Annotated in this window: 16 protein-coding genes; 14 read left to right on the top strand and 2 right to left on the bottom strand. The window is 47.4% G+C overall.

The features are described from left to right. Positions 1–118: 118 nt before the first annotated feature. The gene (locus ABEA66_RS15515; RefSeq protein WP_079913194.1) at positions 119–985 is read right to left on the bottom strand and encodes a helix-turn-helix domain-containing protein; all 867 of its coding nucleotides are present in this window, start codon (positions 983–985) and stop codon (positions 119–121) included. A gap of 270 nt (positions 986–1,255) precedes the next feature. Here ABEA66_RS15515 and ABEA66_RS15510 point away from each other — a divergent pair, with 270 nt between their 5' ends. The 14 genes from ABEA66_RS15510 (at position 1,256) to ABEA66_RS15445 (ending at position 13,068) form a co-directional block, all read left to right on the top strand. Then, positions 1,256–2,248, top strand: a complete 993-nt coding sequence (locus ABEA66_RS15510) for an aldose 1-epimerase (protein WP_345588639.1) — start codon at positions 1,256–1,258, stop codon at positions 2,246–2,248. Positions 2,249–2,356: 108 nt separating this feature from the next. Further along, positions 2,357–3,454: a Gfo/Idh/MocA family protein gene (locus tag ABEA66_RS15505; RefSeq protein ID WP_345589306.1), complete on the top strand. Its 1,098-nt coding sequence runs from the start codon at positions 2,357–2,359 to the stop codon at positions 3,452–3,454. Positions 3,455–3,475: 21 nt separating this feature from the next. Next, a complete protein-coding gene (locus ABEA66_RS15500; protein ID WP_345588637.1) occupies positions 3,476–4,378 on the top strand; it encodes a sugar phosphate isomerase/epimerase family protein in 903 nt (300 codons plus the stop codon). An 88-nt stretch (positions 4,379–4,466) separates the two neighbouring features. Then, complete coding sequence (locus ABEA66_RS15495) at positions 4,467–5,567, top strand: fatty acid desaturase family protein (RefSeq protein WP_079913198.1); 1,101 nt, start codon at positions 4,467–4,469, stop codon at positions 5,565–5,567. 37 nt (positions 5,568–5,604) lie between these two features. After that, the gene (locus ABEA66_RS15490) at positions 5,605–5,922 is read left to right on the top strand and encodes a MocE family 2Fe-2S type ferredoxin (protein WP_345588633.1); all 318 of its coding nucleotides are present in this window, start codon (positions 5,605–5,607) and stop codon (positions 5,920–5,922) included. A gap of 121 nt (positions 5,923–6,043) precedes the next feature. After that, on the top strand, positions 6,044–7,033 hold the full coding sequence (locus ABEA66_RS15485; RefSeq protein ID WP_345588631.1) for an aldo/keto reductase: 990 nt from the start codon (positions 6,044–6,046) through the stop codon (positions 7,031–7,033). Further along, the gene (locus tag ABEA66_RS15480; RefSeq protein ID WP_345588629.1) at positions 7,011–7,895 is read left to right on the top strand and encodes a creatininase family protein; all 885 of its coding nucleotides are present in this window, start codon (positions 7,011–7,013) and stop codon (positions 7,893–7,895) included. The genes ABEA66_RS15485 and ABEA66_RS15480 overlap by 23 nt, the downstream gene beginning before the upstream one ends. 245 nt (positions 7,896–8,140) lie before the next feature. Then, positions 8,141–8,473: a winged helix-turn-helix transcriptional regulator gene (locus ABEA66_RS15475; RefSeq protein ID WP_079913201.1), complete on the top strand. Its 333-nt coding sequence runs from the start codon at positions 8,141–8,143 to the stop codon at positions 8,471–8,473. A 330-nt stretch (positions 8,474–8,803) separates the two neighbouring features. Next, positions 8,804–9,532, top strand: coding sequence for an NAD(P)-dependent oxidoreductase (locus tag ABEA66_RS15470; RefSeq protein WP_345588626.1), 729 nt, complete (start codon positions 8,804–8,806; stop codon positions 9,530–9,532). Between the two features lie 14 nt (positions 9,533–9,546). Next, positions 9,547–10,005, top strand: coding sequence for a DUF2269 family protein (locus tag ABEA66_RS15465; protein WP_345588624.1), 459 nt, complete (start codon positions 9,547–9,549; stop codon positions 10,003–10,005). An 89-nt stretch (positions 10,006–10,094) separates the two neighbouring features. Beyond that, positions 10,095–10,493: a DUF6843 domain-containing protein gene (locus tag ABEA66_RS15460; RefSeq protein ID WP_345588622.1), complete on the top strand. Its 399-nt coding sequence runs from the start codon at positions 10,095–10,097 to the stop codon at positions 10,491–10,493. A gap of 146 nt (positions 10,494–10,639) precedes the next feature. Continuing rightward, positions 10,640–11,095 (top strand): MarR family winged helix-turn-helix transcriptional regulator, encoded by a 456-nt coding sequence (locus tag ABEA66_RS15455; protein ID WP_377768440.1) that lies wholly within the window; start codon positions 10,640–10,642, stop codon positions 11,093–11,095. Between the two features lie 82 nt (positions 11,096–11,177). Further along, entirely contained in the window at positions 11,178–12,161 is a 984-nt protein-coding gene (locus ABEA66_RS15450; RefSeq protein ID WP_345588618.1) for an aldo/keto reductase, read from the top strand. 34 nt (positions 12,162–12,195) lie between these two features. After that, on the top strand, positions 12,196–13,068 hold the full coding sequence (locus tag ABEA66_RS15445; protein WP_345588616.1) for an NAD(P)H-binding protein: 873 nt from the start codon (positions 12,196–12,198) through the stop codon (positions 13,066–13,068). 37 nt (positions 13,069–13,105) lie between these two features. Here ABEA66_RS15445 and ABEA66_RS15440 read toward each other — a convergent pair whose 3' ends face one another. After that, positions 13,106–13,618 carry a hypothetical protein gene (locus ABEA66_RS15440; protein ID WP_345588614.1) on the bottom strand — a complete coding sequence of 171 codons (513 nt, stop codon included), beginning with the start codon at positions 13,616–13,618 and terminating at the stop codon, positions 13,106–13,108. Positions 13,619–14,001 lie beyond the last annotated feature (383 nt).

Here is a 14,001-nt window from a genome sequence, read left to right as displayed (position 1 = left end):
GGAGCATATCACTATACCGTCGTCTTATGGAGCATGCCGTTCAGTCAGAAGCGTTCAAAGATACCAGGATAGGGAGGGAGCTATTAGGTCCGCCGCATAGCTAATTCTACTATTTTATTTATTTAATACTGGAGCTGAACTGCGTCAGGCTCATTCCGGTCTCGGCTTTGAACATCCTGCCGAATGTATGAACATCGGCGTAGCCTACCCGAATGGCGATTTCATTGACCGAGAGACTCGTGTTGGCCGCCAGCTCTTTGGCCCGTTGAATGCGAATCCACCTCAGATACTTCATGGGAGACAGATTATAGAACTGTTTGAATTTGCTCAGCAAATAATTGCGGCTTAATTCAGACACGGATTCCAGCTGCTCCAAAGTAATATTCTCCGCATAATGCTGCTCCAAATAACGCCTAGCCAACTCGACCCTTGCTCCCGAACGGGTTTGATTCAAGGCGAACGGCGCCGCAGAGGTCAGCAGCTGCAGCAGAATGCCGATCAAAATATGCTGGCACCTCAACTGATTGACCCAATGGGGGTCCTGATAATTATGGACAAGCTGGTGAAGCTGGTCTTCTAGCGGCAAGCCGCGAATCGATCCGAGATACGTCTCTTTCGGAAGCAAATCCGATAGCGGAAAGTTCTTGCTTTGTCCGAAATGAAACAAGATGCTAATGCACTTGTAAGGACTTCCGGCTTTCCCATGGATGGTGTGGGGATGATCGGGCCGGATCAGAAAGAGATCCCCTTGTTTTACCGGCATGGGCTTATCTCCGAGCATGAAATCTGCGCTTCCATCCTCTACGTACTCTAATAAATATTGCTTCAAGCGACGGTTTTTGTACAAGTCTTCTTCTCCATGCAAAAAATCGAAGCGGCTGGCCAACGTAATATAGGGAGGAAAGTAATAGTTAAACAGCCTGAGTATCGTCTCTTCAGGGCTTAGAGCGAAGTATTCCTGATCCTCATGCGGAGCACGTTCCATACCGATCACTCCTCACTGATGCGATAGATTCATTGTAATCAAAAAATAATGATTCTAGCAACTCGTTAAAGATAAGAAGCTGAATAGCCTACTCTCGGCTCTAATCCTTTAGGGCTAACTGGCTACTTGAAAGATATAACGAGGCGCTATCCAAATTTTTTTCAAAAAAGTGATTTCGGCAACTGAAATGTTGCTTTTAGCTAAATACAAGGGAGAGGACTTTTCCTATAATGATTTCTAGAAAGCGTTACCAACTGGGAGGGATTTGCTTTGACAAGTGATTCGGCATCGGTAGAACGGGTCGTCAAAGAAGGATTGGATATCGTTGTTCTCAGCGAACCGGCTACCGGCTCCACAGCAGAGATCATTACTGGCATCGGGAACAATCTTATTCGTTTTGAAAGCGGAGGCCATCCGGTCATCGAGCCGCCGGCCCGTCTGCAGATGCTGCAAACGGAGGCGTTTGCGCCATTCCAATACGGCATGCCTATCTTGTTTCCCCCCAATCGCGTACATAAGGGAAGGTTCAGCTATCGGGGAAGGGATTACGGATTGCCCATTAACGAACCTCCGGATTTTCATCTGCATGGGGAACTGTGTAAACGGGCATGGGAGGTCGTGAAAAAGGGGGTATCGGACGATGGCGGAGCGTATGTAACAAACCGTTTTTGCTACGCTTCCCATCCGGACCTAATGGCTTATTTTCCTCACTCACTGACCTTTACGATGACGTTCCGGTTATTGAAGGGACGTCTATATTTGGAAGGCACCATTGTAAATGAGGGAGAGGAAGAGTCGCCTTTTGCATTCGGGCTTCACCCTTATTTTTCCCTGCCTTTCCATCGTGGAGGAGAAATCATTCTCCACGCTCCTGCCTTGGAGGAGTGGCCTGTAACTTCTCAGGCAATGGTTAAGAGCCTGCCTTCGCAGACCGAGTTCAGCCGAAGTCTTAACGAAGGCGTCTCGATCGCGGAGTATCCCGAACTGGGCTGCTCGCTGGTTTCCCTTAAGGAAGGCGGGACCGCCTGCCGAATCGATGTACCTGATAACGCGTATTCCATCCTCTTTCGTATCGGTCCGGAGTTCCCTTATATGGTGCTGTTCCGACCGGACTGGTCCTCGGCTTATTCTTTGGAGCCTTATACGTATGTTACCGATGCGTTTAATTTGCCTTATGAATCGGAACGGACTGGAGCCAGAGGCCTTATGCCGGGTGAAACATTCCGCTTTGAGACTTCCATGTGGACCGAGAAGCTGGGTTGACGGTTTCGTTATGCAAGATGCTGCCGCAGTTGGCGAAGGAAGCGTGTGGAGCTGTTTTTTGCATGTCATTCGCTAATTTGACTATAAGGAGGAATCGGCTTGAATTCGATGGATTTGGATTTATCTATACGACCGCAGCTGCCCAATCGGAAAGATTTCAGAATCGGCTGTATCGGTTCCGGGTTTATTATGAGGGACTGTCACCTGGTTGCGTATCGGGATGCGGGATTTACTCCAGCAGCCATAGCCTCAAGAACTTTTGAAAATGCCAAAGCGGTGGCTGACCTGCGGGGTATTGGGAAGGTGTACGAAAAGTGGGAAGAGCTAATAAGCGATCCCGAGATCGAGATTTTGGACATTGCCATCCCGCCGGATAAACAGCTTGAGGTGGTAAAAAAGGCCGTGAAGCAAAAGCACATCAGAGGCATTTTGTGCCAAAAGCCGTTGGCCATGAATTCACGTGAAGCTTCCGAAATCGTCCAGCTTTGTGAAGAGGCAGGCATCAAATTAGGGGTCAATTCAAATATGCGTTACGATCAATCGATCCGTGCCCTCAAGGCGCTGCTGGACCGGGGAGATCTTGGATTGCCCGTCTTGGCCACAATCGAAATGCGCGCGATTCCCCACTGGCAGGATTTTCTGCATCAGTACGAGAACGTCGAAATTTTGAACATGGGGATCCACCATATCGATACGTTCCGGTACTTATTCGGTAATCCGCTGAAAATCACGGCTGTCGCAAGGCGGGATCCGCGAACGGCCTTCCGGCATATTGACGGTATTTCCCAATATTCGTTCCAGTACGCTAACGAGCTGTTGGCGACAAGTCTTGACGATGTCTGGGCGTGGCCGGGCGAAGGCACCGAGAAGGACATCTACATCAAGTGGAGAGTGGTTGGACTGGACGGTCTGGCACAAGGGACGATTGGATGGCCCTCCTATCCGGAGCGGGTACCCAGTACGATCGAATATACGACCAAAACATCGCCGAATGAGTGGCATCGTCCAACCTGGGATGAGGTATGGTTCCCGGATGCTTTTCAAGGGACGATGGCTCAATTGCTTCGGGCGGTAGAGACGGACAGCGAACCTGAGATTAGCGGCAGGGACAATCTGCTGACGATGGCTGCCGTCGATGGATGCTACCGATCGATTGCCGAAGGGCGCACGATTTTGTTTGAGGAAGTGGCTAGTCCATTCAAATAACGTTTTGGGAGGCGATGATTCATGATTTCAGTAGGTATTTTTAACGGATACTACCCGTACACATTGGCGGAAACGATTTCACGAATTCAGAAAGACGGTTTTTCCTGTGTTCAACTGGATCTATCCTTCAAAGATCTGGATGTAACCGCTCATAACCTGGATAGGAACAAGGCACAATTCATTCAGCATGCATTCCGCGATGCTAACCTGCCGATAGTGGCCATCTCGGGCTACACTAATATTATTCATCCTAACCCGGATATTCGGGAACAGAACATCGCAGGGTTAAAGAATCTCCTGCGCTATGCCCGCGACCTGGGAACCCCGTATGTCATCAGCGAAACCGGTACATATAACCAAGAAAGCGATTGGGTCTGGGATTCGAAGAACGGAACAGAGGAAGCTTATGAAGAGATATGCAGACAGATTGAAGACCTGGCAAAATTCGCTTACGAGCATGGTTCGGTGTTCCTGGTTGAGAACTATGTGAATAATATCATTGGTTCGGTCGATCAGCTGACCCGGCTGTTCTCCGATGTGAATCATCCGGGGCTCGGCTTGCTAATGGACCCTACCAACTATTTTACGGACACGAACATTCATCATGTGGATGAAGAGATTCACCGCATCTTCAATGCATTGGGCGACAGAATCAAGATTGCCCACGCCAAGGACTGTAAACCGGCGGAGGATACAGGGGAAAAGCACGCCAATATCGACGCTGCCGAATCCCATACCTTCCGAGGAGCGGGGGCTGTCGAGCTTCCGGCGCCGGGACTGGGCATACTGAACTACGATCTGTACTTGGCCCGGTTGGCGAAGCTGCACCCGAATATTCCGATCATTATTGAGCACCTCGACGAGGCCGACATTCCCCGTGCCAAGCGGTTTCTGGACAGCAAGCTGAAGCGACTGGGTGTCTAAACCAACCCTTGAACGTTTGATTGGTGGATAAGCGTGCAAAGAAGCGCGCTTATCCGTTACCAGTTGACCGATAGAAAGGAGCTTTGAGATGGAAGTACAGATCAAGAGAAGGGATTACAGTATTACAGGACCGGAGGGCAAACGTGCGGAGGAACGGGGACTGGTAGCAGCCGAATGGTACACAAGCCCGATTCCCCGGCAGAAAATGAAGGAATTGATGAAGAGAAAGGACGGTCCTGCGATACGGGATACGATAATATGGTTCGGCGGACTTGTTCTCTTAGGTTATCTGGCCTTTCTTTCCTGGGGGACCTGGTGGGCGGTACCGGCCTTTCTGGCGTATGGAATTCTCTACGCTACGCCAGGCGATTCCAGATGGCATGAATGCGGACACGGTACGGCATTCAAAACGCCTTGGATGAACGAGGTTCTATATCAGATCGCTTCCTTTATGGTGCTTCGTTCGGCTACTCCGTGGCGTTGGAGCCATGCAAGGCATCATACGGATACGATTATCGTAGGACGCGACCCGGAAATCATTACGGAGAGACCGCCCATTTGGAAACAGCTTCTGCTGGAGGTTTTCCATTTATACGGTGGTCCCATAGAAATCAAGCGGTTCCTTCTGCATACTTTCGGCAAATTGGAGGCTCAAGAGAAGGAATATATCCCTGAATCCCAGTATAAGAAAACGTTCTGGGAAGCACGTGTGTACATGTTGATCATACTGGGGGTTATTGGAGCTTGTCTCTACGCCGGAAGCCTGCTGCCGGCCATGTTTGTATTCCTGCCCTCGTTCTATGGCGGTATCGTCGTCATTACTTTCGGTATTACCCAGCATCTCGGCTTATACGAAGACGTCCTGGATCATCGGCTGAATACCCGTACGATCTATATGAATCCGGTGTTTCGGTTCTTGTACTGGAACATGAATTATCATACGGAACACCATATGTTCCCGATGGTTCCCTATCATGCGCTTCCGAAGCTGCACGAGGAGATGAAGGCGGACTGCCCGGCTGCGCGAACCAGTCTTTGGGCGGCTCTGGTAGAGGTCATTACAGCGCTGCGCAAGCAGAAGCAGGATCCGGCTTATGTGGTTGTCAAACCGCTGCCAAGCACGGCACGCCCCTATATGTATGGGATCCCCAACGAATTGGATCTCGAATTACAATTATCGAGGTCTTAGCGTTAAAGAGCGTCATAAAGAAAGGAGTGAAGCCGGCATGAAGGTTACAGAATGGCTGGAAGTCTGCCATATGGAGGATATTGGACTGGAAGATGTCATAAGATTTGACCATGACGACCGCACTTTTGCTGTGTATCGTACCGATAAAGGTGAATATTTCGCAACCGACGGGTACTGCACCCATGAGAAAATTCATCTTTCGAACGGGCTCGTTATGGGGAGTGTTATTGAATGCCCGAAGCACAACGGCCGTTTCGATATAAAGACCGGCGCAGCCAAACGAGCGCCCGTGTGTGTCGATCTTAAGACGTATCCGGTAAAGATTGAGAATGACAAAATATTTATTCAGCTTTAAAAAGTGTTGTGAAAAACGAGAATCAGTAAATCTGGGGACAACAGCGGTTGGAAGCTGCTTTCGCATGCGCAGTTATCGTATTTCACCACTTATTTAATGGTCAGGAGGTCTAGGGAGCCATATGATACAAAAGAATCCATTCGGGAAGCTGGAAACATCCGTTTCCCGCTTAGGCTTTGGAGCTATGGGTCTGGGCGGCGTGTTTGGGCAATATGAAGAAAAAGAACTGATCCGGTCCGTCTTGAACTGTCTGGAGCAAGGCGTCAACTTTATTGATACGGCTCGTAATTACGGGGAATCGGAAAGAATTCTTGGGCTGGCTCTGAGAGAGTGGACCGGTGAGAAGCCCTTTATCGCTTCAAAAATCCAGTCCCAAGGCCCCGGCAATCTGGGGTGGGGCCAGCCGATTCCTATTGAAACAGCCTACCCCAAGGGCTGGCTTAGAGAAAGCACAGAGATTTCGCTCAAGCTGCTTGGTGTAGAGACGATTGATTTAATGCAGCTTCACCAATATTGGCCCCAATGGGATCGCGTTGATTATTGGATGGAGGAGCTGCTCCAGCTAAAGCAGGAGGGGAAGATCCGAGGAATCGGAATTTCGCTTCCTGATCAGCGCCATGACCTTGCCTTATCTCTTGTACAGAGCGGAAAGATTGATTCGGTACAGACGGTATTTCATCTGTTCGATCCTCTTCCTCTGGATTGCCTGATTCCATTTTGCGTTGAGAACCATGTTGCCGTCATCGCACGCTGTATTCTGGACGAAGGGGGATTGACGGGCTTTCTGCGGGAAGACACTCCATTTGAGGAAGGGGATTTCCGCAAATCGTACTTCGATTATTTGCCCCGTTCTATCTATATAGAGCGAGTGAACCGCTTGAAGGAGGCATTCGTCCCCCAATATGCTGATAGCTTAGCCGAGCTGGCCATCCGGTTTGTTCTCCAACATCCGGGAGTGACGACAGCAATCAGCTCGATGCATGTAATGAAGTATGCCGATGAGAATATTGCAGCTGCCGGCAAACCGCCTTTGCCAGAGGACGTTTTTGAAGACATTCGCCGCCACTATAGATGGGTGAGGAATTTCTATGAAACCAAATATTGGGCCTAAAGTGTTATGGTCCGAGCTGCTGCCGTATGAATTCAGAGCCAGGTTGGCGGAGTGCCCGGCGGTTTATCTGCCGCTTGGGATTTGTGAGCCGCATGGGCAGGTTAGTGCCTTTGGACTCGATTTATTTAAAGCGGAATGGCTCTGTATCGAAGCGGCTCGTCGTACAGGAGGGATCGTAGCACCCTCTATGGGCTATCACATTCATGAAACCGGATACCACGCCAGATGGCTGGAGGAGGAAGTAGGGGAAACCGATCCTCTCCTAACCGGCATTCCTCCCGCGGTGATGATTCATTTATTTCTATACCAGCTTAGGTCCTTCGTCAACGCGGGATTCCGAACCATTGTCGTCGTTTCAGGACATAGCGGAGGCAATCAAGCGGATTTGCGCCAAGCAGCTGCTGTCTTTATGGAGCATGTTCCGGTTACCGTATGGGTCCAAAGCGATCCTGAGCTCGTGGACGGACTGTACACAGGGGATCATGCGGGAAAGTACGAGCTTTCTCAGCAAATGTACCTTCGTCCCGACCTCGTGGATATGGAGAAGAGGGTATGGGAGAATGTGCCGGGCTCCGGAGGGAAGATGGCGCTCGGTGACGATGCGGATGAAGCAACGGCTGAGCTGGGACAAAACATTATGAATGCTTGTCTGGACCGTCTTTGTGCCGCGGTTTGTTCATTAAACAGGGCTAGAAACACCAAGACCATTCCGCCGCTAACGTACGCAAGCATCGAAGAAATATGGCGCCAAGTATTATCCGGCTCTAAGTCCTGGGTTACGGCTCAGCCGTGGCCGGATCAAAAACCGGTATCCTCCCATTCGCGGTGGAAAACGTACGAGTACTACAGGGTGGACAGTTAATTTTGATTACTAGATGGCTGCGCTCTGCGGCCGTGGCCGAAATTCGTTTGTGCCACCGATGGCTATCGGTTGAACTTGTCCGCTGCCAACAAACTATTGGAGCCACTGGGCGTAACGCGTTTGCAAAATTTTATGGTATGTTGGGGGAAATATTCCTAATTGACTTGATAGCAGCGCTATCGTAAAATTTTGTTATGTTAATTTCAGGTAATGCACTTACTTGAAAGTAAGGGGATGATTTATCCATGATTCATCAGCGTGAATGTCCAATTGAGACACTCATTCATGTTTTAAGCGGCAAATGGAAGCCATTGATTTTATGGCATTTGATTGAATCCAAAAAAAGATTCAACGATCTGGAAAAGCTTATACCTGATGTTTCACAAAAAATGCTTTCGCAACATCTCCGAGATTTGGAACGAGAAGGCATCGTCGATAGAACGGTCTACCCTACTGTCCCTCCAAAAGTAGAATATTCTCTTAGCGAATACGGCAGAACTTTGATTCCTGTAGCAGAAGTTATGTGCGCTTGGGGAGAAAATCACAATAAGCGGAAATATGAAGAGCCAGCGTCATAAAGCTGATTCAATGTGCTTGTGCACTGATTCAATCAAACTCAAAGCAATAACTGCCACGGGATTCCGGGCAGTTTTTTGTTTACCTGCAGTCGCACTCCTGATACGAACTAAATATCGGGGTGGAGGTAATAAAACTCCTTACCATGTGGAATTGCCGCCAATCTGTCGTTAAAATCTTCCCGTCCTCCGCGTGTAACTAGGGTATCCCTTTTTACCATGCTTACTTTTAAGTAAGTACCCTACTAAAAAGTGGGTTCTTAACATCATTCTGAAGCGATGATAAGCTTGAGCTAACCAAATATTGGGGTCCATTCAGAGGAGGAAAGAATAATGAAAATTATTGTTTTTGGAGCTACGGGGAACACAGGGAAAAGAGTGTTGGCACAAGGGATACAAATGGGCCATGAAATGACCGCATTTGTGCGAAATTCCGAGAAGCTTTACGATCAACTAGGTGAGCATTCCATTAAGCATGTGGAGGTGATCGTGGACGATATGATGGACCCGGTGAGTGTCGGTAAGGCGCTCGCGCATCAAGGCGCCGCTATTATTGCAGCTGGCCATGCGGGCCAGGGAGAAGAGTTTGTTCGTCTCGTGGATAACATCATAAGCCAATGTGAATCTCAACTTAGCTTCTCTGGGCGGGTATGGGTCATGGGAGGAGCCGGACTACTGGATATTCCCTATACGGATCTTATCGGCAACAATTTACCCGGCTTCCCACCTGAGTTTAGAAATCACAACCGGAATTTCGAAAGGCTGCAGCAGACTCAGCTCGATTGGTCCTTTATGTGTCCAGGAACAATGAAGGATTCAAGAGATTACCCAGATCCGGTTCATCTGCATGTAACAACGGAAACCTTGCCTATTCCAATTTCGGAGACGATCAAGGAATATTCCGAGGCAGATATAGCCGGTCACTTGTTCAGCCGGCTTCAAGAGATGAATGTAACTTATGACGACGTCGCAAAATGTATGTTGGACCATCTTGAGCTCGAAGGAGCATTTAAAAGAAAAAGGATCGGTCTAGCCTATCAAAGCAATACTACGGCGCGCTAAGGAGAAGGGGGATAATGGGTTTGTTTGGATTCCTGCTCGTTTTGCATATAGTGGCTTCAATCGCCATAATGGGCCCCGCTTTCGTGATGCCCTTCATTCGAAGATCCGCTAAAACCGTAGGCCAGCTGCACTTTACTTTTGGGGTAACGACCAAGCTTGCCATAATGCCTAAAATTGGCGGAACCGTACTTATAGTAACCGGGGTTTGGCTTATGATCATAACCAAGATGGGGTTAGCCCAAATGTGGATGAATGTATCCATTCTTTTATCGCTGATTCTGATCGTCATGATCGACGGATGGATCGAGCCGCGTATGAAAAAGATCATAAAGCTCATATCTGAAAGTCAATACCAGGGTAATGAAATACCCGCCGAGTTCGGCCAGCTAATAAGAAAGATCGTACCAATCGAGACGGCAGCACAGCTGCTCATGATTGTCATATTGGTGCTTATGGTCGTTAAGCCATTTTAATGAAGCTGATGGGAGCTTCCTAACCACATTTTGATCGCTAACGAATCCGTAAACATCAGTAAAAGGACTTACATGGGAGGAGGGAATCAATGAAAAAATATGTAGTTGCAGCCCTAACATTCTTCGTTATAGGTATAGTCTTTCTAATTGCTACAACAAATAAGAATCCGCTCCATGTTTACCAAGTACCCGAAAATTTTACTGGACAAGTAGAAGTTACTTTTGAACAATCGGATAGCCCACCACTGCAAAAAGAAAAAAATGCTTACATTTATACCATACCTCAATCAGGTAAGTTGAAAACATCGTCTACATTGAAAAGTGGACCTGTAGAGGTGTACTATATTGACAATCAGGGTACGCGAAAAAAAGTAATGCATGAACAACTTCACAATGTAGCGTCTACGCATAGCAGCGACAGAGGTACAACTTCTACATTTTTTATCGGCTCTAAAGAACAGTACGAGAATTATTTGAAACAACAATGATATTATGTATCAGCTTGGATGCAAACACCATTGTCTGGAATGTTATCGATAGATCAACAGCACAATGGTACATCTGACACTTCAATTGACAAATCAATAAAAACCATATATAGTGTAGACATCTACACGAATTTAAGGAGAAGTTTATGCCAAGCGTTTTCGACATGTACCCCTACAGCCTTTACATTAAGCTTATCGCGCAACGGGTCCGGGAAATTATCGACCTGCTTCTGAGGGAGCATGGCTTGAACAGCTCGCAAGCGATTCTTCTCTCGCATATTCATCAATCCATAGAGGAGCATATAGAGATCAATCGAAAGTATCTTGAAAAAACAATGGCTTTAAGCGGCCCGTCTGTGACAAATTTATTGAACGGTCTAGAAAAATCCGGATTTATCACGCGCGGCAGCAACCCTGACGACGGACGCAACCTCCGTATCGATCTAACGGCCAAAGCCAAACAATTTCTTAGCGAGAGGAGTGATGCCTTCTCGAAATCTGAAGAATTGATCACGCAAGGGATGTCTGATGCCGAAAAAGCCATGTTTGCTTCTTTGCTGACCCGTGCTTTTGAAAATGTCGAAAAACAGCCGCCGAAATAATGAATTTGCCATGTATTATTATATTTTTTTAAACAATTAGGTAGACGACTACATAATTTATTTTAAAGTTTAGGAGATGGTCATGATGAAAGATCAACAAAACGGACTGGAGCTATCCAGAATCGGACTCGGCTGCGGCCATATGTCAAATGTCAATGAAGCTGTCAAAAGTGCTGGCATTTCCGCCATTCATGCTGCTTTTGGGAGTGGAATCAATCATCTCAACACAGGGGATTTTTACGGTGCAGGCCGAAGCGAGATGGTCATAGCTGAAGCGCTGAAGGGGTACAAAAGGGATGACTATTTTATATCGCTGAAGTTTGGGGCATTAAATACGATCGACGGTTCCTTGTACGGGCTGGATGTCTCTCCCCATCATGTTAAGAACTATCTCGCCTATTCGCTCAAACGACTCAATCTTGATTATATTGATCTTTATCAGCCCGCGAGAATCGATCTGGGTATCCCCGTTGAAGAAACGATCGGTGCCATTTCTGAATTGGTTAAGGCCGGCTATGTCAGGCAGATCGGAGTCAGCCAGGTTGACGCTGAGACGCTGAGAAGAGCGCATGCCACGCATCCGATCAGCTGGGTGGAAGTCGAATATTCACTTTTTAACCGAAGCATCGAGAAAGATATTTTGCCGACTGCGAGGGAATTAGGCATCGGCGTTGTTGCTTTTGGGGCGCTAGCTCATGGTCTTCTTGCCGGTCATTGGACAGACGAACGAATCCAAAAGAGCAAAGGCGGCTACGTTCCGTTATTTTTTGAAGAGAATATAGAGAAAAACGTTTCTTTGGCCAAAAAGCTGGGTGGGATCGCCGCAAAAAAACAAATGACGTTATCCCAACTAGCGTTTGCATGGATATTATCCAAAGGCGAAGACATCATACCGCTCATTGGTACTGTATCGAAGGCTCATCTTCAAGAAGCTTTGCAGTCACTTGATATTCATTTGACTGAAGATGATATCAGGGAAATCGAAGATGCGATACCAGAACAGGAGATCGCCGGCGCTTCTTTCCCCAATATGCAATTTAGAAACGGGAAGACTGTTCGCGTATAAGCATTATCATACAAATGAAAGGATGTTGTTTGCCATGATTATCGTTACCGGAGCCAACGGGAAATTAGGGCGGGCCGTGGTAGAACAGTTGCTTAAGCGTGTACCTGCCGAGCAGATCGGTGTCAGCGTCCGCGATCCGTATCAAGCACATGAGCTTCGGGAACGTGGAGTTCGTGTCCGTCGGGGCGACTTCAACGATGCCGAGAGTTTGCACCATGCCTTTGAAGGGGCATCGCAGGCTCTCATCGTTTCGTCCGGCATCATGAGCGAGGCTGATATCCCGCATGGTATTCAGCAGCATCAAACCGCGATTAACACGGCAAAGAAGGCAGGGGTCAGTCGAGTGCTATACACAAGTCATATGGGCTCTTCCCCGACATCTCACTTCGCCCCCATGATTCATCATGCGGCTACCGAAAAACTGCTGGAAGCTTCAGGTATAGCCTTCACATCGCTCCGTAATGGCTACTACACTGCATCGGCACTAATGATGATTGGCGGAGCAATAAAAACAGGGGAATTGATTGCTCCTGAGGACGGTCCAGTTGCCTGGACAGCCCACTCCGACTTGGCCGAGGCTGCGGCGGCGATCATAAGCGAGCAGAAACTGGATGGCATGACCCCCAATCTTACGGGATCCGAGGCCATTGACATGGATGGGATTGCGACAATCGCTTCCGAGGTCTTGGGGCGAACCATCCGCCGGATCGTTGTGTCGGACGAAGAATTTCGGGACCGCATGATGTCACGAGGCGTGACGGAAACGAGTATAAATATGCGGATGGGTATGTTTCTGGCGAGTCGTCAGGGAGACTTCGCACAAGGCGATCCTGCTCTAGCTAATTTGATCGGCCGTCCTCCGAAAAGTTTTAGAGAGGTCCTGAAAGAGTCGATTTCTCATTTATAAGGTTTGATTGAGTACATGCAGTGACTATAGAAAAATTTCAAATAACAACACCCAGTTTCGAAAGAACCTGATCCATTTCATCAAAATGTTCTTTGTCGCTTGAAGCATAAATCAAATTAAAACTATCGTCATTTCTCATTACCGTTATGATACTGTCATCGTAGTTACCATAAAATTCGATACCGATCCAATGCCGAAAGGAGAAACCTTTGTTTTTAAAATTCACACGAATAAAATCCAAGTCCGTTTGTTCTATGGAATAGAACGATTCACAGCCGTATTCAAGAGCGAATACAGTTTGCAAAAAGGCCATCGCATGAAAAAAATCGGTCAATGTTTCAAATTCCTTATGCCATACCTTTTCATCGTAACTCATATAGACAGGGGGATTGGTCCTTGATAAATCGTTCTTATGGATTCCCCAAACACAGACACGCTGGTTTTCGCAATAAAAAATTAAGTATTCGCTATGTTTGAAATAGTCGAATTGCTCGGGCTTAACCAAACTATCTTGCGTATGATTCAGTCGCTCGTCTTTACCGAGTTCCAAATAATAATCTATAAACACCTGAGGCAAAAAAATAGTTTAATGATTTGTATCTCGTCATGACTAAACCCGTTTCGTTCAGTAATATGAAACAGGTTTTTAATCATTTTAAAATCTGTCATCTGCAACACACCTTATTTCATTTTTTTTGATCCTTATTCCGAAATGCTATCATACTACCTTATATAAAAACAAACGGAACAGCTGACCTAAGGGGCATGCATTCAAAGGAAGGTTAACAAAGCCATTTCTCAAGGCTGCGGCCCAAAGGTACCGCTTTTTCACATTGTGAGCTTGCCTGCAGTAAAAGCAACAGTAACTTTTTTCTTGCTTAATTTCGATTTGCTCCTGTACTTAGATGGGTTGGAGAGGCCCCCAAAGGAGAA

Origin of the sequence: Paenibacillus vulneris (genome assembly GCF_039543185.1) — a bacterium.
GTDB classification, from domain to species: Bacteria; Bacillota; Bacilli; order Paenibacillales; family NBRC-103111; genus Paenibacillus_S; species Paenibacillus_S vulneris.
The sequence above is the reverse complement of the archived record's forward strand: the minus strand, read 5'-3'. Positions and strand labels throughout refer to the sequence as shown.

What these genes read in the sequence shown, in the direction of transcription:
- ABEA66_RS15515 (WP_079913194.1), bottom strand. Translation starts at nt 985, where the DNA reads ATGGAACGTGCTCCGCATGAGGATCAGGAATACTTCGCTCTAAGCCCT.
- ABEA66_RS15505 (WP_345589306.1), top strand. Translation starts at nt 2,357, where the DNA reads ATGGATTTGGATTTATCTATACGACCGCAGCTGCCCAATCGGAAAGAT.
- ABEA66_RS15500 (WP_345588637.1), top strand. Translation starts at nt 3,476, where the DNA reads ATGATTTCAGTAGGTATTTTTAACGGATACTACCCGTACACATTGGCG.
- ABEA66_RS15495 (WP_079913198.1), top strand. Translation starts at nt 4,467, where the DNA reads ATGGAAGTACAGATCAAGAGAAGGGATTACAGTATTACAGGACCGGAG.
- ABEA66_RS15490 (WP_345588633.1), top strand. Translation starts at nt 5,605, where the DNA reads ATGAAGGTTACAGAATGGCTGGAAGTCTGCCATATGGAGGATATTGGA.
- ABEA66_RS15485 (WP_345588631.1), top strand. Translation starts at nt 6,044, where the DNA reads ATGATACAAAAGAATCCATTCGGGAAGCTGGAAACATCCGTTTCCCGC.
- ABEA66_RS15480 (WP_345588629.1), top strand. Translation starts at nt 7,011, where the DNA reads ATGAAACCAAATATTGGGCCTAAAGTGTTATGGTCCGAGCTGCTGCCG.
- ABEA66_RS15475 (WP_079913201.1), top strand. Translation starts at nt 8,141, where the DNA reads ATGATTCATCAGCGTGAATGTCCAATTGAGACACTCATTCATGTTTTA.
- ABEA66_RS15470 (WP_345588626.1), top strand. Translation starts at nt 8,804, where the DNA reads ATGAAAATTATTGTTTTTGGAGCTACGGGGAACACAGGGAAAAGAGTG.
- ABEA66_RS15465 (WP_345588624.1), top strand. Translation starts at nt 9,547, where the DNA reads ATGGGTTTGTTTGGATTCCTGCTCGTTTTGCATATAGTGGCTTCAATC.
- ABEA66_RS15460 (WP_345588622.1), top strand. Translation starts at nt 10,095, where the DNA reads ATGAAAAAATATGTAGTTGCAGCCCTAACATTCTTCGTTATAGGTATA.
- ABEA66_RS15455 (WP_377768440.1), top strand. Translation starts at nt 10,640, where the DNA reads ATGCCAAGCGTTTTCGACATGTACCCCTACAGCCTTTACATTAAGCTT.
- ABEA66_RS15450 (WP_345588618.1), top strand. Translation starts at nt 11,178, where the DNA reads ATGATGAAAGATCAACAAAACGGACTGGAGCTATCCAGAATCGGACTC.
- ABEA66_RS15445 (WP_345588616.1), top strand. Translation starts at nt 12,196, where the DNA reads ATGATTATCGTTACCGGAGCCAACGGGAAATTAGGGCGGGCCGTGGTA.